At 71.6% G+C, this 18,558-nt stretch carries 17 protein-coding genes and 1 riboswitch; of the genes, 3 read left to right on the forward strand and 14 right to left on the reverse strand.

The window, feature by feature from the left end:
• Positions 1-7: 7 nt before the first annotated feature.
• The 3 genes from ACTIMO_RS11305 to ACTIMO_RS11315 all read right to left on the reverse strand — a co-directional run bounded on the left by ACTIMO_RS11305 (position 8) and on the right by ACTIMO_RS11315 (position 2,851).
• Positions 8-250: a hypothetical protein gene (locus ACTIMO_RS11305; RefSeq protein ID WP_055772713.1), complete on the reverse strand. Its 243-nt coding sequence runs from the start codon at positions 248-250 to the stop codon at positions 8-10.
• A gap of 138 nt (positions 251-388) precedes the next feature.
• Positions 389-1,528, reverse strand: coding sequence for a homoserine O-acetyltransferase MetX (gene metX / locus ACTIMO_RS11310; protein ID WP_448182469.1), 1,140 nt, complete (start codon positions 1,526-1,528; stop codon positions 389-391).
• Between the two features lie 6 nt (positions 1,529-1,534).
• Positions 1,535-2,851: a bifunctional o-acetylhomoserine/o-acetylserine sulfhydrylase gene (locus ACTIMO_RS11315; RefSeq protein WP_448182470.1), complete on the reverse strand. Its 1,317-nt coding sequence runs from the start codon at positions 2,849-2,851 to the stop codon at positions 1,535-1,537.
• Positions 2,852-2,932: 81 nt separating this feature from the next.
• A riboswitch (SAM riboswitch) is annotated at positions 2,933-3,049 on the reverse strand.
• Positions 3,050-3,290: 241 nt separating this feature from the next.
• Here ACTIMO_RS11315 and ACTIMO_RS11320 point away from each other — a divergent pair.
• Positions 3,291-3,932, forward strand: a complete 642-nt coding sequence (locus tag ACTIMO_RS11320; protein ID WP_055772719.1) for a VOC family protein — start codon at positions 3,291-3,293, stop codon at positions 3,930-3,932.
• An 88-nt stretch (positions 3,933-4,020) separates the two neighbouring features.
• Here ACTIMO_RS11320 and ACTIMO_RS11325 read toward each other — a convergent pair whose 3' ends face one another.
• The 7 genes from ACTIMO_RS11325 to ACTIMO_RS11355 form a co-directional block, all read right to left on the reverse strand.
• Positions 4,021-4,344, reverse strand: coding sequence for a DUF1540 domain-containing protein (locus ACTIMO_RS11325; protein WP_448182471.1), 324 nt, complete (start codon positions 4,342-4,344; stop codon positions 4,021-4,023).
• A gap of 141 nt (positions 4,345-4,485) precedes the next feature.
• Complete coding sequence (locus ACTIMO_RS11330) at positions 4,486-5,349, reverse strand: CPBP family intramembrane glutamic endopeptidase (protein WP_448182472.1); 864 nt, start codon at positions 5,347-5,349, stop codon at positions 4,486-4,488.
• 95 nt (positions 5,350-5,444) lie between these two features.
• Positions 5,445-6,671 (reverse strand): amidohydrolase family protein, encoded by a 1,227-nt coding sequence (locus tag ACTIMO_RS11335; RefSeq protein ID WP_055772724.1) that lies wholly within the window; start codon positions 6,669-6,671, stop codon positions 5,445-5,447.
• On the reverse strand, positions 6,671-8,224 hold the full coding sequence (locus ACTIMO_RS11340) for a formimidoylglutamate deiminase (RefSeq protein ID WP_448182473.1): 1,554 nt from the start codon (positions 8,222-8,224) through the stop codon (positions 6,671-6,673). The genes ACTIMO_RS11335 and ACTIMO_RS11340 overlap by 1 nt, the downstream gene beginning before the upstream one ends.
• The gene (locus ACTIMO_RS11345) at positions 8,221-9,438 is read right to left on the reverse strand and encodes an allantoate amidohydrolase (RefSeq protein WP_448182474.1); all 1,218 of its coding nucleotides are present in this window, start codon (positions 9,436-9,438) and stop codon (positions 8,221-8,223) included. The genes ACTIMO_RS11340 and ACTIMO_RS11345 overlap by 4 nt, the downstream gene beginning before the upstream one ends.
• Before the next feature lie 38 nt (positions 9,439-9,476).
• Entirely contained in the window at positions 9,477-11,141 is a 1,665-nt protein-coding gene (gene hutU, locus ACTIMO_RS11350; protein WP_448182475.1) for a urocanate hydratase, read from the reverse strand.
• Positions 11,138-11,821, reverse strand: coding sequence for an IclR family transcriptional regulator (locus tag ACTIMO_RS11355; RefSeq protein WP_055772732.1), 684 nt, complete (start codon positions 11,819-11,821; stop codon positions 11,138-11,140). The genes hutU and ACTIMO_RS11355 overlap by 4 nt, the downstream gene beginning before the upstream one ends.
• Positions 11,822-11,919: 98 nt before the next feature.
• On the opposite strand from ACTIMO_RS11355, the gene hutH reads away from it, so the two are divergent.
• On the forward strand, positions 11,920-13,539 hold the full coding sequence (gene hutH, locus ACTIMO_RS11360) for a histidine ammonia-lyase (RefSeq protein WP_055772735.1): 1,620 nt from the start codon (positions 11,920-11,922) through the stop codon (positions 13,537-13,539).
• Between the two features lie 47 nt (positions 13,540-13,586).
• Positions 13,587-14,489: a siderophore-interacting protein gene (locus ACTIMO_RS11365; RefSeq protein ID WP_448182476.1), complete on the forward strand. Its 903-nt coding sequence runs from the start codon at positions 13,587-13,589 to the stop codon at positions 14,487-14,489.
• Positions 14,490-14,564: 75 nt separating this feature from the next.
• Here the strand turns inward: ACTIMO_RS11365 and ACTIMO_RS11370 are convergent, their stop codons facing one another.
• The 4 genes from ACTIMO_RS11370 to ACTIMO_RS11385 form a co-directional block, all read right to left on the reverse strand.
• On the reverse strand, positions 14,565-15,755 hold the full coding sequence (locus tag ACTIMO_RS11370) for a cation:proton antiporter (RefSeq protein ID WP_055772738.1): 1,191 nt from the start codon (positions 15,753-15,755) through the stop codon (positions 14,565-14,567).
• Positions 15,756-15,762: 7 nt separating this feature from the next.
• Positions 15,763-16,245, reverse strand: a complete 483-nt coding sequence (locus ACTIMO_RS11375; RefSeq protein WP_448182477.1) for a cation:proton antiporter regulatory subunit — start codon at positions 16,243-16,245, stop codon at positions 15,763-15,765.
• 9 nt (positions 16,246-16,254) lie between these two features.
• On the reverse strand, positions 16,255-17,244 hold the full coding sequence (locus ACTIMO_RS11380; protein WP_448182478.1) for a cation diffusion facilitator family transporter: 990 nt from the start codon (positions 17,242-17,244) through the stop codon (positions 16,255-16,257).
• Positions 17,245-17,399: 155 nt separating this feature from the next.
• A complete protein-coding gene (locus tag ACTIMO_RS11385) occupies positions 17,400-18,497 on the reverse strand; it encodes an NAD(P)/FAD-dependent oxidoreductase (protein WP_422391584.1) in 1,098 nt (365 codons plus the stop codon).
• Positions 18,498-18,558: the final 61 nt, after the last annotated feature.

Genomic DNA, 18,558 nt, shown 5'->3' on the forward strand with positions numbered 1-18,558 from the left:
CCTGGAGTCAGCTCTCGAGCGCGACCTCGCCGTTGGCGACCGCGTCCGCGCAGGCGCTGAGATCGGGCCCCGGCTTGAAGTCGACGAACTGCGGCTTGAGCTTCTCGAAGAGGAACTCGTAGACCTCGTCGCGGGACTTGCCGTCCATGGTCTCCGCCGCCTCCTTCACCGCGCCCTGCAGCGCCCGGTCGGCGTCGAGCAGGATCTTGTCGCGTGCTTCCTGGTTCCAGCCAATGGTGCTCAGTTCCATGAACAGCTCCTCTTCATCCGTCGGTGTGGTGCGCGCGGGACAGGGTCCCGGGCTTGCCTGCCGGCAATCGATAAGCAGGCTTAGCTCCCAGCCTAGGGGCAGGCCCGGAGAAACCCAACAGCAGCCGCCACGAAACTTCTACTTCGCGTAGAAGGCATCGCGCAACTGCGCGTCGAGTTGGTGGATCTCCGTGAGGAAGGCATCGTGGCCCACCGGTGAGGTGATCGTGTGGACGGGCACCTCCCCGGGCAGCCCCGCCGCCAGGCGATGGGACTGCCCGGGGACGTACAGCCGGTCGGAGTCGACCGACGCGACGAAGAACTGTGCCGGCGCGGCAGCGAGGGCGGCGTCGAGGCTCCCCCGGGCGCGGCCGGCGTCGTGGCTCATGAGCGCCTCCGTCAGGATCACGTAGCTGTTGGCATCGAACCGGTCCACCAGCTTCTCGGCCTGGTGGTCGAGGTAACTCTCCACCTGGTACCGCCCACGGTCGGCGGGCACCACCGCACCGAGGGGTTGCTCGGCATCCTGCTCGGTCCGGCCGAAGCGTGTCTCGAACTCCCCTTCCGAGCGGTAGGTGATGTGGGCGATGCGGCGCGCCAGCCCGAGGCCCGCATCCGGATGCGGACCGTCGTAGTAGTCGCCGCCGCGGTAGGCGGGATCCAGGCGGATCGCCTGCAGCTGCGCCTGGGCGAACGCTATCTGTTCGGCCGAACTGGCGGCTGTGCAGGCGATGACGGCGCATCGCTCCACGCGGTCCGGGTACATCAGGGCCCACTCCAGGGCACGCGCGCCGCCCATGGATCCGCCGAGGACCGAGTGCCAGCGGTGGATGCCGAGCTGGTCGGCGAGCAACGCCTCCGCCCGCACCCCGTCCCGGATGGTGACGAACGGGAAACGGGAGCCCCAGGGGGCGCCGTCGGGCGCCAGGCTGGCCGGCCCCGTCGAGCCGTAGCAGCCGCCCACCATGTTGATCGACACCACGAAGAAGCGGTCCGTGTCCACCGTCCGCCCGGGGCCCACGAGCGCATCCCACCAGCCCTCCTCCTCCGACGCACCGCGTGCGACGTGCGAGCTGCCCGTGAGGGCGTGCTGCACCAGCACCGCGTTCGATGCCTCCGCATCCAGCTCCCCCCACGTCTCGAAGGCGAGCTGCACGTCCGGCAGCGCGCCCCCGGTCTCGAGGGCCAGGGGGCCGATCGGGGCGACGCGCAGGAACCCGTCCCCCGAGGGGCCGGCGTCGTTCCCCTGGTGCAGCGGAGCGGAAGGGTAGGTGGTCACGAAGGGTCAGGCTCCTTTGGCCGCTCGGAAGCCGGCGTCGAGGTCGGCGAGGATGTCGGTGATGTTCTCGAGTCCCACGGACAGGCGGACGAGGCCCGGCCGGACGCCCGCCGTGAGCTGCGCCTCCGCGCCGAGCTGGCTGTGGGTGGTGGATGCGGGGTGGATGACGAGCGACCGCACATCCCCCACGTTCGCCACGTGCGAGTGCAGTTCGAGACCGTCGACGAAGCGCTTGCCCGCCTCGAGCCCCCCGGCGATGTCGAAGCTCACGATCGCCCCCGTGCCGATGCGCCCGTACTTCCGGCCGCGCTCGTACCAGGGGCTGGACGGCAGGCCCGCGTAGGAGACCCGCTCGACGTCGTCGTGCGCCTCCAGCCACTCGGCGACGGCCTGGGCGTTCTGCACATGCCGCTCCACCCTGAGGCTGAGCGTCTCGAGGCCCTGCGCGATCAGGAAGGCGTTGAACGGAGAGACCGCGGCGCCGAGATCGCGCAGGAGCTGCACCCGTGCCTTGAGGATGTAGGCGAGGTTGGCGCCGAGCGGGCTTCCGACACCGAGGTCACGCGCGTAGACGAGTCCGTGGTAGCTCTCGTCCGGCGTGTTGAAGCCGGGGAACCGCTCCGGGTACCGGGCGAAGTCGAAGTTCCCGGAGTCCACGATCACGCCCGCGATCGCGGTGCCGTGCCCGCCCAGGTATTTCGTGGCCGAGTGGACCACGATATCCGCGCCCCACTCGATGGGCCGGATGAGATACGGGGTGGAGAGCGTGTTGTCTACGATCATCGGGAGCCCGTGCTCGTGGGCGACACCGCTGATGCCCTCCAGATCGAGGACGTCCTGGCGGGGATTGGAGACCACTTCGCCGAAGAAGAGCTTGGTGTTCGGGCGGACCGCCGCACGCCACTGCTCGAGATCGTCCGGGTCCTCCACGAACGTGGTCTCGATCCCGAATTTCTTCAGCGTGTGCCTGAACAGGTTGTACGTACCCCCGTAGAGGCTCGGGCTGGCGACAATGTGGTCCCCCGCCTCGGCGATGTTCAGCACCGCGAAGGTCCCGGCGGCCTGGCCCGAGGCGAGCAGCAGCGCACCGACGCCACCCTCCAGGCTCGCGATCCGGGTCTCCACGGCCTCCTGCGTCGGATTGCCGATCCGGGTGTAGATAGGCGCGAGCTCGGTCAGCGAGAACCTGTTCGCCGCACTCTCGGCGCTCGGGAACACGAAGGAGGAGGTCTGGTAGATGGGGAGGGCCCGGGACCCCGTGGCTGCGTCCGGCACCTGGCCGGCGTGGATCTGGCGTGTCTCGAAAGACCAATCGTTGGACATGGTGCTCCCTGTCGGTAGGGGCCCTGCGATCTCCGATGCTCCCGCCGACAGTTCCGGCTCCGGGAGACCGGGCCCCGCAGGAGCCCGCGCTTGAACGACGCCGAACCCGCGCCGGACCTGGTCCTCACCCGGGGCACCCCACCGCGGTTGGAGGGTTGCCGGCCAGCAAGCCGGGGCTTAGTGCTGGCACTCATGACCTGCATCCATGAAAACGTATGGGAGCGTGTCCGGCAACCCGTGTGACCCTCCGTGAAGCCGGCACGGAACGTCGCCCGAGGTGCCCCTCCGGTTCCCGGCGGTGCCTCGCGCCGGCATGCGACCCACCGGCTCTGCGCTCCGCCGCCGCCTCGGACGGCGCTCCGACGGGGCCGGTGGGCGCTGTCCACGGGTAAGGCGGCCCTAAGTCGAGAGGTGCATCACTTAGTGCCAAAATAACCGCATGCGCCTGGACCACGTCTCTTATGCCTGTGAACCCGATGGACTTGCCGCGACCGCCGACCGGATCTCGGCCCGGCTCGGCATGGAGCCCGTGAAGGGCGGTGTGCACCCGCGTTTCGGCACCCGCAACATGATCTTCCCGCTGGCCAACAGCCAGTACCTCGAGGTCGTGGAGGTGCTGAACCACCCGGCGTCGGACAAGGCGCCCTTCGGCCAGGCCGTCCGCGCCCGCTCCGAGGCCGGCGGAGGCTGGATGGGCTGGTGCGTCGCTGTCGACGACCTGGGCCCGTTCGAGGAACGCCTCGGCCGCAGCGCCGTCCCAGGGAACCGCAAGTTCCCGGACGGCCAGGAACTGACCTGGCAGCAGATCGGCATCAAGGGCCTCATCGCGGACCCGCAGGTCCCCTACCTCCTCCGCTGGGACGAGGGCACCGAGGAACTCCACCCGTCCAAGGCACGCCCGGCGTCGGTCAAGCTCGACTGCCTGACCATCGCGGGGTCCTCCGAGCGCGTCACCGAGTGGCTCGGCACTGCGGTCGAGGAGACGCTCGACGGCGTCCAGGTGCAGTGGATCGCACCGAACGGCACCCCCGGCATCATGTCCGTGACCTTCGAGACCGGCGAGGGACGCGTCGAGATCTGAGAGCTCGCGACGAGGCGAACACGGAGAAGGACCGGACTGTCGTCCGGTCCTTCTCCGTGTGGCGGCCGTTGTCGACCGCCTCAGCCGGTCAGGCGTGCGTGTAGGTGAGGCAGTCAGCGGCCTCGGCACCCGGACCCACTTTCACGGCCGGCGCGCTGCAGAGGAGATCGTGGTTGAAGCTGCACTCGGAGCGCTGGCAGGCGCCGACGTGCGCGAGCATCTTCGGCAGCCCGCCGCTGATGGACGTGTCGATGAACGTGGCACAGGAGGCGTGCTCCTCGCTGCCCGACACCGTGATGGCGACGGCGGTGCAGCCGTCGTGGTTGAAGGAGCAGTTGTGGACACTGCACTCGGAGACACTGGTGACACTGGGGGCACTGGGGGCGCTGGGGGCGCTGGGGGCGCTGCTCATGATTCCTCCTGGCTGGTCCGGTGGGGTCCCTGTCGGAGCCGCCGTTGTCTGTGCCGGATGAAGTGAGCATAAACCCGCAATTGGCGGATAATTTAGTCATGATTCGTGCGCGCAAATGAACAAAGGGAAGCCTTTCTTTATTCAACCGCCAATTCCGATGGCCGGTCCGATGAGCGCGAATCCGACGAAACCGGTGATGTCGATGAGCGCGTGCGCGATCACCAGCGGCATGACACGGCGCGTGCGCGTGTAGAACCAGCCGAACAGAAGACCCATCAGGACGTTGCCGATGAACGGGCCGAAACCCTGGTACAGGTGATAGCTGCCGCGCAGGAGGGCACTGCTGACGACGATGGCGGGCGTCGACCATCCGAGCTCACGCAACCGGATGAACAGATACCCCACCACGATCACCTCCTCCAGCACGGCGTGCCGCACCGCGGACAGGACGAGCACCGGGATGGTCCACCAGTAGGCGTCCAGCGCCGCCGGGACGAGCGCGGTGGTGATGCCGAGCGCCCTCCCCCCGGCGTAGACGCCGAGCGTCCCGACGCCGATGATGCCCGCGAGCCCGACGCCGAAACTAACCGTCCGGAGCGGTTTCTCGAACGTGAACCCGAGCCGGCGGAAGGCGGAGACCCCGTGACCGCCGAGGAGGTAGAGGACCAGGGCCACCGGGACCAGCGCGAAGGCGATGTTCAGGAGCTGGTACGTGAGATCGAAGTACTGGCGCTCGTTGAGCACCGGATTCAGTGTGGTGGTCTGGGCGGCGAGCGGTCCGCGGGTGAGCTTCTCCGCGAGGTTGACGATCGCGTAGACGCCGGACTGCCCGAGCGAGAGTCCGAGGACGATGAGCAGCTCCACCCTGATGCGGCGCCGAGGAGCGGAGGCCGGCCCCGACGTGGGCTCGGGCGTGCCGCCGGTCCCGGATGCACGCGGTCCGGACCGGGACGTGGACGGGGAACCGGGCTGCAGGTGTGCGGAGGAGGGAGGATCCGGATGCATGGCGTCATCCTCCCAGCGCCGGCTGGGGATTCCCAACCCGCCGTCGAGCACTCTGCGTGCCGGACGGTCCGGACGGTCCGGACGGCCCGGACGGGCTAGCGGACGCGCGTGCCCGCCTTCCACACCGCATGCACGAGCGGCATCCCCGGCCGGTAGGCAAGGTGAGCCGCCGACGGCGCGTTCAGCAGTTGCAGGTCGGCCCTGTGTCCCACCGCGAGAGAGCCGACCGCCCGGCGTCCGTCGGCGTCGTCGCCCGCGTGCCGGCGCAGGGCGAGGGCTCCGCCGTAGGTCGCGGCGCGCACGGCCTCGTGGACGGTGAGGCCCATCTGCAGGACGGCCGTGGCGACGCAGAAGCCCATGGAGCTGGTGTAGGACGTCCCGGGGTTGCAGTTGCTCGCGAGCGCGATCTGGACTCCGGCGTCGAGGAGCCGGCGCGCGGGCGGAAAGGGTTGCCGGGTCGAGAGGTCGCAGGCGGGCAGGCACGTCGCGACGGTGCCGGGTCGTCCATGCCCGGCGTTCCAGGGGCCGGCGTTCGAGGTGCCGGCGTCCCAGGTGCCGGCGAGCGCGTCGACATCGCCGTCGGCCAGGTGGTTGACGTGGTCCACGCTGGCGGCGCCGAACTCGACGGCCAGGGCCACCCCGTGGCCGGGGCCCAGCTGGTTGCCGTGCACGCGCAGGCCGAGTCCGGCCGCGGCGCAGGCGGCGAGGACGCGGCGGGACTGGTCGGCCGTGAAGGCACCGGTCTCGCAGAAGACGTCCGCCCAGCGGACGAAGGGGCGGACGGCGTCGAGCATCGGTCCGCAGACGAGGTCCGTGTACGCGTCCGCGTCCCACCCGCGCGGGACGAGGTGCGCGCCGAGGAAGGTGACCTCGTCGACGACGCCGGCGGCGATGCGCGCGCTGCGGGCCTCGTGCCCGACGTCGAGCCCGTACCCCGTCTTCGTCTCGACGTAGGTGGTCCCGCCCGAGGCGGCCTCGGCGACCCGGGCCAGCAGGAGGCGCGTGAGGTCGTAGTCCCCCGCGGCGCGCGTCGCCTCGACCGTGACGGCGATACCGCCCGCGGCGTAGGACTCCCCCGCCATCCGGGCCTCGAACTCGGCGGTGCGATCGCCGGCGAAGACGAGGTGCGTATGACTGTCCACCCAGCCGGGCAGGCCCGCGCGGCCGCCGGCGTCGTAGGCCGTGTCCGCCGCGGGTGCTGCCGAGGCCGGGCCGATCCAGCTGATCCGCTCCCCCTCGAGGACCACGGCGGCATCTTGCAGGACGGCGTGCCCGGCGTCCTGCGTCGTCAGCTCGCCGATGTGCGTGATGAGGATGGACATCAGTGCCGCTCCCGGGGGTGGATGTAGCTGGATGCGGAGGTCGGATCGTCGGCGGCCACCGCGGCGTCCAGCCGGTCGATCGCTGCGACGAGCGACCCGGCGGGATCCCCGAGGGTGATGTGGGTACCGTTCCGGGCGGTGAGCACCCCGCCGACGACGACGCCTGTCACGTCCTGCGCCGTCGCCGTGTAGGCGAGCTGGTCCCACGAGGACCCGGCGGTACGGGCGGTGTGCGGATCGATGGCCATGAGGTCGGCGACGGACCCGGCACCGATGCCGGCGCTCCGGCGACCCTGCGCCCGGGCGCCGCCCGACGAGGCGATGCCGTGCAGGATCTCCGGGTCGAAGTGGCCGCGCCGCCCGGTGCGGAGCCGCTCGCCGTGTTCGAGCGCGCGCATCTCCAGCCAGGGGTCGACGACGGCGTGCTGGTCGGTGCCGAGCGCCAGGACCGCTCCCGCCGCGCGGAGCGGACCCGCCGGCCCGAGCCCGTCGGCGAGGTCCGCCTCGGTGGTGGGACAGAGCACGACACCGGCGCCCGCACCGCCGAGCAGGGCGATGTCCTCCTCGCCGAGATGGGTGGCGTGGACCACCGAGAGGCGCCGGTCCACGAGTCCGTGCCGCTGCAGCAGACCGGCGGGCGTCAGTCCGGTCGCGCGGAGGCAGTCCTCGTTCTCTGCGGGCTGCTCGGAGAGATGCACGTGGAGGGGCAGATCGGCCGGCAGCCGGTCCGCGATCACCGCGAGGTCCCGCTCCGGCACGGCCCGCACCGAGTGCAGGGCCGCCCCGACCGACACGTGGTGGTCCGGGTACAGCCCGGCGACGGTGGCCCGCAGCGCGTCCAGCCGCTCGAGCCACCGCTCTGCGCTCCCGTCCGAGAACCGGCGCTGCCCGTCCTCGAGCGGCTGCCCGAAACCGCCGGCGAGGTAGCACGTGTCGAGCAGGGTCAGCCGGATGCCGGCGCGCACGGCGGCTCGGGCGAGGGCGAGTTCCATCGCGTGGGGTTCGCCGGTCGCGTGGCCGTACGGCGTCCCGTCGGGAAGGTGGTGGATGTAGTGGAACTCGGCGACGCTCGTCCAGCCCGCGGCGACCATCTCGGCGTAGGCGGCGGTGGCGAGGTCCTCGTACAGTGCCGGCGTGAGGGCCCGTGCTACCCGGTACATCGTCTCCCGCCACGTCCAGAACGTCCCGCCGCGGTCGTGCGTCCGACCGCGCAGCGCCCGGTGGAAGGCGTGGGAGTGTCCGTTCGCGGCGGCGGGGAAGGCCACGCCGTGGAGGACGACGTCGCCCTCCTGCGCGGGGTGGCCCGGGCGGACGCCGGCCACGTACCCGTCGGCGTCGACCTCGATCCGCACGGCCTCGACCACGCCCTCCGTGCCGAGCCACGCGGACTCGCACCAGACCGCCCGGACGGCAGGGGACGCAGGATCGGCCGGGCCTCCGGTCAGTGCGTGACCGGCGGGACCCGCCGGGACTGCGAGGCCGCCGGGTCCTGCCGGCCGAACGAGGGCGGGGCCCGCCGGGCGAGCAGGGACGGCGTGTGCGGCTCGGATCACAGCAGGTCTTCGAGGACGTCTGCGAGCGCGGTGGCGCCGGCGTCGGCGTCGTCGCGCTCCACGAACTCCTCCGGCGAGTGGCTGATACCCGTGGGATTGCGGACGAAGAGCATGGCCGTCGGCGCGATGCTGCCGAGGATCCCGGCGTCGTGCCCCGCCCCCGTGGGCAGGGTCGGCGCGCCCCGGAAGGAACGCCCGAGTGCGTTGTGCAGTGTCCGCTGCAGGGCGCCGTCGAAGTGGACGGTGCTGCTGCGCGACTCCTCCGTGAGCGTGGCACGGCAGCCCTCGAAGGCGCAGATCTTCTGGGCCTGGCCGTGGATCTTCTCGATGAGCTGTGCGGTGACGGCGTCCTCCTCGTGGCGGACGTCGAGCCAGAGGTCCACGCGGGACGCGATGACGTTCGTTCCGCCGGGGACGGGCTGCAGCCGGCCGACGGTGGCCCGCGCCCCCTCCTGCTCGGCCGCGATCCTCCTGGCCGCGAGGACCACCTGCGCGGCGGCGACCATCGGGTCGGCACGGTCCGCCATGAGGGTGGTGCCGGCGTGGTTCCCCTGCCCGGTGACCGAGAGGCGCCAGCGACCGTGGCCCAGCATCGTGGAGCCGATGGCGACGGCGGAGTCGAGGTCGATCAGCCCGCGGCCCTGCTCCACGTGCAGCTCCACGAAGTCGCCGATCCGGCGGGCGGCCTCCTCGTCGCGGCCGAGGTGTGCGACGTCGATCCCGGCGGAACGCGCGGCGTCGGCGAAGGTGGTGCCGTCGGTGTCGGTGAGCGAGCGCACGTGGTCCGGGTCGAGGGAGCCGGTGAGCAGCCGGGAGCCGAGGCAGGACACCCCGAAGCGGGACCCCTCCTCCTCGGGGAACACCGTCACGGCCAGCGACCGGTGCGGCTGCACCCCGCGCTCGCGCAGGAGGTCCACGGCAGCGAGGGCCGAGGCGACACCGAGCGGCCCGTCGAACGCACCGCCGCCGGGCACGGAGTCGAGGTGGCTGCCGGTGACGAGCGCGCCGTCGCGGCTGCCCGTGGCATCCCACCACGCCCACAGGATGCCGTTGCGGTCCGTCTCCACCGCGAGCCCGCGGGCCGTCGCCTCCGCGGCGAACCATTCGCGCAGCGACAGCTCGGCGGAGGTGAAGACCCCGCGGGAGTAGCCGCCGCGGGACGTGTCGCGGCCGACGTCGCTGATGGAGTCGAGGACGGTGGAGACGGTCTGCACGAGGGTGCCTTCCTGCGGTGGGGCGGGTGGTGTCCTGCTCAGGATTCCATGGGGATGCGCACGCCACGCTGGGAGGCGATCTCGCGTGCCCTCTCGTATCCCGCATCGACGTGGCGGATGACGCCCATGCCGGGATCGTTGGTGAGCAGGCGCTCGAGCTTCTGGGCGGCGAGCTCGGTGCCGTCGGCCACGGACACCTGGCCCGCATGGATGGACCGGCCGATCCCGACGCCGCCGCCGTGGTGAATGGACACCCAGGTGGCTCCGGAGGACGTGGTGAGCAGGGCGTTGAGCAGGGGCCAGTCGGCGACGGCGTCCGACCCGTCCGCCATGGCCTCCGTCTCGCGGTAGGGGGAGGCGACGGAGCCGGAATCGAGGTGGTCGCGGCCGATGACGATCGGCGCGGACACCCTGCCCTCCGCGACCAGGCGGTTGAAGAGCAGCCCGGCCTTCGCGCGGTCCCCGTACCCGAGCCAGCAGATCCGGGCGGGCAGGCCCTCGAACTCGACGTGCTCGGCGGCGGCGTCGAGCCAGCGGTGCAGATGCACGTTGTCGGGGAACAGCTCCTTCAGGGCGGCATCGGTGACCGCGATGTCCGCCGGGTCCCCGGAGAGGGCCACCCAGCGGAACGGACCGAGCCCTTCGCAGAACAGCGGCCTGATGTAGGCGGGCACGAAGCCGGGGAAGGCGAAGGCGCGGCCGTAGCCGCCCTTCCGGGCCTCGTCGCGGATGGAGTTGCCGTAGTCGAATACTTCGGCGCCGGCGTCCTGGAAGCCCACCATCGCCTCGACCTGCAGGGCCATGGACACCTGGGCCTTCTTCGTGAAGCCGTCGGGGTCCGCCGCGGATTCACGCTCCCACTCGTCGGGGGCGATGCCTTCCGGCAGGTAGCTGAGCGGATCGTGCGCGGAGGTCTGGTCCGTGACGATGTCGGCGTCGAACCCGCGCCGGAGCAGTTCGGGGAACACGGCGGCCGCATTTCCCACGACGCCGACCGACAGAGCGCGCTTCTCGCGCTTCGCGGCGAGGACCTGCGCGACGGCGTCGTCGAGCGTGTCCGCCAGGGTGTCCAGGTAGCGCTTGGCGACGCGGCGGCGGAGGCGCGCCTCGCTCACGTCGACGATCAGGACTGCCCCGCCGTTCAGGGTGACGGCGAGCGGCTGCGCACCGCCCATGCCGCCGCACCCGCCCGTGAGCGTCAGGGTGCCGGCGAGGGTGCCGCCGAAGCGCTTGCGGGCGATCGCGGCGAAGGTCTCGTACGTGCCCTGCAGGATGCCCTGCGTGCCGATGTAGATCCAGGAGCCGGCCGTCATCTGCCCGTACATCATGAGGCCCTCGGCCTCCAGGCGGCGGAACTCCGGCCAGGTGGCCCAGTCCCCCACGAGGTTCGAGTTGGCGAGCAGGACGCGCGGGGCCCAGGGGTTCGTGCGGAAGACGCCGACGGGCTTGCCGGACTGCACGAGGAGCGTCTCGTCGTCGTCGTCGAGCGTCTCGAGGGTGCGCACGATCGCGTCGTACGCCTCCCAGCTGCGCGCAGCCCTGCCCGTGCCGCCGTAGACGACCAGGTCCTCGGGGCGCTCGGCGACCTCGGGGTCGAGGTTGTTCATGAGCATGCGGAGCGGTGCCTCGGTCTGCCAGCTCTTCGCGGTGAGCTGCGTTCCGCGTGCCGCACGGATGGAGCGGGCGGGATCGTGGGTGGTCATGCGGGTTCTCCTGTCAGGTCGTGCCCGAGCGGGCCGGCCGGGATGTGGGCGAGCAGGTCCTCGGCCTCACGGGCGACGAGTGCGCCGAGGCGGCGAGCCTCCGTGGCGGTGATGCGGTAGCTGGGGACGACGACGCTGATCGCCGCGACCACGCGTCCGCCCGGGGACACCGGCGCGGCGACGGCCGTCACATCGGCCTCCACGCCGTCGCGCACGACGACGAAGCCGTCCGGCCCGGCTGCGCCCGCCAGGACCGCGCCGACAGCCGTGCCGTCCAGCGGGATGCTGCGCCCCACCCAGCTGGCGTGGCGCACCGAATGCGTCCCCTCGCGCATGGCGAGGTACACGCCCTGCCCGTCGTGCGACGGGACGCTCAGGTAGGCGGACTCCCCCGTCTGCCCCACCAGCCGTTCGAGGGCGGGCTCGGCGAGGGAGACGAGGGATTCCTGCCCGAGCGCCTGAGCCCCGAGCTGGACCACGCGGAGCCCGGGGCGGTAGGAGCCGTCGCCGTCCCGCCGGACGAAACCCGTGCTCTCGAGGGTGCGCAGGAGCCGCAGGGCGGTCGACGCCGAGAGCCCGGTCCCGCGCGCGGCGTCGGCGAGCGTGATCGATCCCGCCTCGCAGACAGCGCCGAGCAGCACCAGTGCCCGCTCCACCGTGCGGGTGGACGATTCCGCCATGCCGCCTCCTTGCTTTCGAACCGGTCCTGTATTTCACTTATTGAAACGTCCTTTTCACCAGATGGCAATAGCGGTCCGACCGCAGAACCGAGGTTCCCGTGCAGCATCCCGTGATCGTGGGGACCGGCCCCCTCTCGCCCGTCGACGTCGTCGCGGTGGCCCGTTCCGGCGCGACCGTCGAGCTCCATCCCGACGCATCGGCCGCCATGGCCGCCTCCCGTGCCGTCGTCGACGCCCTGGTCGACGACGGGACCCCCCACTACGGCGTCTCCACCGGCTTCGGCGCCCTCGCCACGAAGCACATCCCGCTCGAGCAGCGCACCCAGCTGCAGCGCAGCCTCATCCGGAGCCACGCGGCATCCTCCGGCACGGAGGTGGACCGCGAAGTGGTGCGCGGGCTCATGCTCAACCGGCTCTCGACCCTCGCGACCGGCCGCACCGGTGTGCGTCCCGTCGTCGCCACCACCTATGCGGCCCTCCTCAACGCCGGCATCACCCCCGTCATCGGCGAGTACGGCTCACTGGGCTGCTCCGGCGACCTCGCGCCGCTCTCGCACGTGGCTCTCGCGCTCATGGGCGAGGGCGACGTGCGGGATGCGCGGGGACGGCTCGTCCCCGCCGCCGAGGCCCTCGCCACCGCGGGCATCATGCCCGTCGAACTGCGCGAGAAGGAGGGGCTGGCCCTCATCAACGGCACGGACGGGATGCTGGGGATGCTGGTCCTCGCGGCGTCCGACCTGCACCTGCTGCTGGCGACGGCGGACCTCGCCGCCGCGATGAGCGTCGAGGGACTGCTCGGGACGGACGCCGTCTTCGCCGAGGACCTGCATGCCCTGCGCCCACACCCGGGCCAGGTGGCCTCGGCCGCCGGCATCCGCGCCCTCCTGGACGGCTCACCGCTCATCGCCGAGCAGCTCACGTCGGCGACGGGGCGGCACCGCTTCACGCGCGTCCAGGACGCCTACTCGCTGCGGTGCGCACCCCAGGTGCACGGCGCCGCGCGGGCCACGCTGGCGCACGCGGAATCGGTCGCCGCGATCGAGCTCGGCTCGGCCATCGACAACCCGGTGATCACGCCCGACGGCCGGATCGAGTCGAACGGCAACTTCCACGGCGCTCCCGTGGGATACGTGCTGGACTTCCTCGCGATCGCCGTCGCCGACGTCGCCTCGATGAGCGAACGGCGCACCGACCGCTTCCTCGACCGCGCCCGCAGCCACGGGCTGAACCCCTTCCTCGCCCACGATCCCGGCGTCGATTCCGGGCACATGATCGCCCAGTACACCCAGGCCGGCATCGTGTCCGAGCTCAAGCGCCTCGCCCAGCCAGCCTCCGTCGACTCCATCCCCTCCTCGGCCATGCAGGAGGACCACGTGTCCATGGGCTGGGCGGCCGGGCTGAAGCTCCGCCGGGCGATCGACGGCCTCACCCGCGTGCTCGCCATCGAGATCCTCACGGCTGCGCGCGGCCTGGACATGCGGGACGGCGGACTGCAGGGCTGGACGGACCCGTCCACCGGCGCCGACGCTCCCGGAAGCTCCCCCACCCTCCGCAGTTCGGCTCCCATCAGCGCCGTGCGGTCACGGCTCCGGCAGGACGTCCCGGGGCCGGGGACCGATCGCTATCTCGCCCCCGAGATCGAGGCGGCACGGCTCCTCGTCGCGGACGGCTCGCTCCTCGCGGCAGCGCAGGCGGAACTCCCAGCGTCCGCCGGGTAAGGCTTGTTAGGGTGGGCTAAGTCCCACCGAGAAAGAAGTCCCGCCCCATGCCCTCATCCTCCCCCGCTCCCACCTCGGCGTCTCCCGACCCTGCCGGTCCCACCGATCCCGCACCGCAGGCCCTGGCGCCCCGCAAGCCCCCGAGGCCGCAAGCCGTCCTCACCGTGGTCGGGACGCAGTGGCTGAGCCCCCACCTGGTGCGGGTGGTGGCGGGCGGACCGGGCTTCGCGGACCTCCAGGAGTGCGACGCGACGGACAAGTACGCCAAGCTGCTGTTCGCGAGGCCCGAGCTGGGACTCGTCCCGCCGTACGACCTCGCGGCACTGAAGCAGGAGCTCCCCTCCGGCGACCGGCCGGTGAAGCGCACCTACACGATCCGCTGGCTCGACCACGGCACGCAGCGGCTCGCGATCGACTTCGTGGTGCACGGTGACGCAGGCATCGCCGGCCCCTGGGCGGCAGCGGCCGTCCCCGGCGACACGCTCGTGCTCATGGGGCCGTCCGGGAAGTGGTCTCCGGACCCGACCGCGGACTGGCACCTCTTCGTCGGCGACGACTCCGCCCTCCCCGCGATCGCGGCGGGCATCGACGCCCTGCCGGACACCGCCGTCGGGCACGCCTACATCGAAGTGGACAGCGACGCGGAGATCATCCCGCTCGACGCACCGGACGGACTCGCCGTGCACTGGCTGCTGCGCGACGGCAGGGCCGCCGGGACGACGACGCTCCTCGCGGACGCCGTCGCCGCCGGTGCGTGGCCCGAGGGCCGGGTCGACGCCTTCGTCCACGGCGAGCGCGGTGCCATGAAGGCCCTGCGGGACGTGCTGTTCAAGGGTCGGGGGCTCGAGAAGAAGCAGGTGTCCCTCTCCGGCTACTGGGCGTACGGGCGCGAGGAGGACACCTTCCAGGCGGAGAAGCTTGAGCCGATCGGCCGCATCCTGGAGGACTGACGCCGGGGGCGGATGTCCACGGGCGTCGGAAGGTGACGGCCCGCGGCCTGACCCCGGGGCGGATGTCCGCGGGCGTCAGACCGTCACGGGCCTCGGCCTGCGCTTCGGTGCCCGGTCGAGGAGTTCCATCGCCGGCTCGGCGAGGCGGGCCAGCACCGGGCCGAGGACGGCCATCAGCAGGACGTAGGTGGTGGCGAGAGCCGCCAGTTCGGGGATCACGGCCCCCGACGCGACGGCGAGCCCGGCGATGACGATCGAGAATTCGCCCCGCGCCACCAGCGCCGTCCCCGCGCGCGCACGGCCGAGCCGCCCGATCCCCTGCCGCTTGGCAGCCCACCACCCGGTGGCGATCTTGGTGGCCGAGGTGACCAGCGCCAGACCCAGGGCGAAGCCGAGGACGGGCGGGATCGAGGCCGGATCGGTGTTCAGGCCGAACACCACGAAGAAGATCGCGGCGAAGAGATCGCGCAGGGGTTCGAGGATCCGGGCGGCGTTCTCCGCCGTCGCCCCCGAGATGGCGATGCCGAGGAGGAACGCGCCGACGGCGGCCGAGACCTGCAGCGCCGAGGCCAGGCCGGCGACCAGGAGCGCGGCACCGATCAGCGTCAGGAGGAACACCTCGCGGTCCGTGCTGTCCACCACTGCGGAGACCACGTTGCCCCAGCGCAGGGCGATCACGAGCACCAGCGTGACGACGAGGAGCGAGATACCGACCGTGCCGAGTCCGCCCGCGAAGCTGAGTCCCGCCAGCACGGCGGTGAGGACCGGCAGGTAGATGGCCATCGCGAGGTCCTCGAAGACGAGGATCGCCAGCACGGTGGGGGTCTCGCGGTTGCCGAGCCGGCCGAGGTCGCTGATGACCTTCGCCGCGATGCCGGACGAGGAGATGTAGGTGACGCCGCCCATCACCAGGGCGGCGACCGGACCCCACCCGAGGATCACCGCGACGAGCGCACCGGGCGTGAAGTTCAGCAGGAAGTCGACGATCCCGGCGAGCCAGGACTGCCGGAGGCCGGTGACCAGCTCCTTCGCGGTGTACTCGAGCCCGAGCATCAGCAGGAGCAGGACCACGCCGATCTCGCTGGCGACCTCGCTGAACTCGATGACGCCCTCGAGCTCGATGAACCCACCCTGCCCGAAGAAGAGGCCGCCGATCAGGTACAGCGGGATGGGCGAGAGTCCGATCCGGCCGGCGAGCCGCCCGAGGATACCGAGGAACAGGAGAATGGCGCCGAGTTCGATCAGGGTCAGGGCGGTGGTGTGCACGGGCCGCTCAGCCGTTGCGCAGGATGTCCGCCGCGGCGTCGAGGCCCTCGGAGGTTCCCACCACCACCAGCAGATCGCCGGCGGCCAGGGTGAAGTCGGGCGTGGGGGATGCCTGGACCTGCCCCGAGCGCAGCACCGCCACGAGGGACGCTCCGGAGCGCGAGCGCATCCGGGTATCCGCGAGCGGATGTCCGTCGAAGGGCGAACCGCGCTCGATGAGGAACTGCCGGGTGGAGACGCCCGGCAGGTCCCGGTGCTCCTCCGTCAGTTGCGCGACGAGCTGCCGCGAACCCAAGAGGTTGCCGATGGTGGCGGCCTCGTCCGGCGTCAGCGGGATCGAGGCGACGCAGGCGTCGGGGTCGTTGGCCTTGGAGATGATGAGGTCGAGATCGCCGTCGCGCTGGGCGACGATGCCCACCCTGCGCCCGGAGCCGGTGACGATCTCGCGCCGCACTCCGATGCCGGGAAGACGTATTTCGATGACGTTCATGCGCCCATCCTAGACCTGCCCACCCCCGTCGCCGGACGCCGGGGTGCGGGCGGAGCCGCCGTTCGCCGAGGGCGTCACCCCGGCCTCGGGGACGTAGAGATCCGGTTCGAGATAGATGGCCGTGGCGATCGGCACCGCCGCCCGGATGCGCCGCTCGGCGTCGTTGATCTCGGCGGCGATCTGCGCTCCGCTCTCCTGGCTCCCGACCGTGATCTTCGCGGCGACGAGCAGCTCGTCGGGGCCCAGGTGGAGGGTCTTCAGGTGGATGATGTGCGTGGCTCGATCGTTGCCGATGGCCTCCTCGATCTTCGCGACGTCCGACGCCGACGCGGACTCGCCGAGCAGCAGGCTCTTGGTCTCGACGGCGAGGACGGCGGCGATGGCCACGAGCAGGAGGCCGATCATCGCCGTGCCCGCGGCATCCCAGAGGCCGTTGTCCGTGAGGAGGGTCATGGAGACGCCGAACAGCGCGAACAGCAGTCCGATGAGCGCGCCGAAGTCCTCCAGCAGGATGACGGGCAGCTCGGGAGCCTTGGCCGTCCGGACGAAGCGCACCCAGCCCATGTCCCCCCGGGTGTGGTTGGACTCCCGGATGGCGGTGCGGAGGGAGAACGACTCCGCGACGATCGCCCCGATGAGCACCGCGAGCGGCACCCACCAGAAGGAGCCCTCGATCGGGTGCGGGTCCTGGTACTTGTGGTAGGCCTCGTAGAGCGCGAACAGCCCGCCGACGCTGAACAGCACGATCGAGACGATGAAGGCGTAGATGTAGCGTTCGCGTCCGAATCCGAACGGATGCTCGGCACTCGCCTGGCGCTTCGACCGCTTGCCGCCCACGAGCAGCAGCACCTGGTTGCCGGAGTCCGCCACCGAGTGGATGCCCTCGGCGAGCATCGACGACGATCGCGTGAGGGCGAACGCGAGGAACTTGAGGGCGGCGATGGTGAGATTCGCCGTGAGGGCCGCGATGATCGCCTTGTTGCCTCCGCCTGCCGACATGCTGCACGTCCGTTCTCCGTGCCGCCCGCGGCGGCGCCTGTGTTCCCGGCATCATGCCGGTGTCGAGGACCCACACTACGGAACGGACGCCGCTTCCGGATCCCCGGGCCCGGCGGTGCCCGTCCCTTGCGCGGGGCGCGGACATCAGCTGGGGGTCATGCCGGGCGGAGTGCCTCCGCCGCAGCCCTGATCCGGACCGGATCGGCGCCGAGATCCTCGGGGTCCGCCCCGGTGAGCAGGATGGTCGCGAGCTCGGCGATGCCGGAGGAGGTCTGGAAACCGTAGCCGCCCTGGCCGGCGAGCCAGAAGAAGCCGGGATGTGCTGCGTCGAACCCGACGACCGGCAGGCCGGACGCGCGCTGCGTCCGCAACCCGGTCCAGGCCCGTACGACACCGGTGATGCCGAGATCGGTGACGGTTGCCAGGTGGTCGATGAGACGCTCGATGTCGCCCGGGTGGGGTTGCGCGTCACCCGGCTCGGCAGGCTCCGCCTCGCACGGGGAGATCAGGATCCCCTCGGCGTCGGGCCGGTAGTAGAAGGCGTCATCGGCTGCCGCCACCATGGGTGTCCCGACGGGTGGCGCATGGGTGGCCGCCACGATCGCGGCGGTCCGCCGGAGGGGAACGAGGCCCTGCGGCGCGACACCGCAGACATCGGCGAGACCGTCGGCCCAGGCGCCTGCGGCGTTCACGACGACCTCCGCGCTGATGGGTCGGTAGCCCGCCCGGACGCTCCAGCCGGCGCCGTCGTAGTGCGCCGAGGTGACCTCGGCACCGGTGAGGATGATGACGCCGTCGTCGCCCGCACGGCGGCGGTGGTAGTCGAGGAGCAGATCGGTGTCGGTGCCGACGCAGTCCGTGTCGATGGCGGCTGCGGTGAAGGCGTCCGGGCGGAGCTGTGGACACAGCGCCAGGGCCTCGGCGTGCGGGACGCGCCGCATCGACCCGTTCATGGCGGCGTCGACCTCGTCCTCGGTACCGATCAGGAGGAAGGCTCGCGGCACCGTCAGTGGCAGGCCGGTGGAGGACTGCACGCCGTCCAGCAGGTCGAGCGTGCGGCGCGTCAGGTCCTGGACGGGTCCGGGTCCGTAGCTGGGGATGAGCTGACGGGCCGAGCGCGACGACGTGTGGTAGCCGAGCGTGCCCTCCGCCTCGACCAGCACCACGCTGGAGAACGGGGCGAGGGCCGAGGCCAGGGAGAGGCCGGCGATCCCGCCGCCGACGATCAGGACGTCACACTCGAGGGAGCTCATGCCGTCATCCTAGGTGGGCGCTCCCCCGAACGGCCGCCAGGGCTCCCGGAGTGTGGAGGAG

The sequence above is a fragment of the Arthrobacter sp. CP30 genome, from assembly GCF_053470025.1.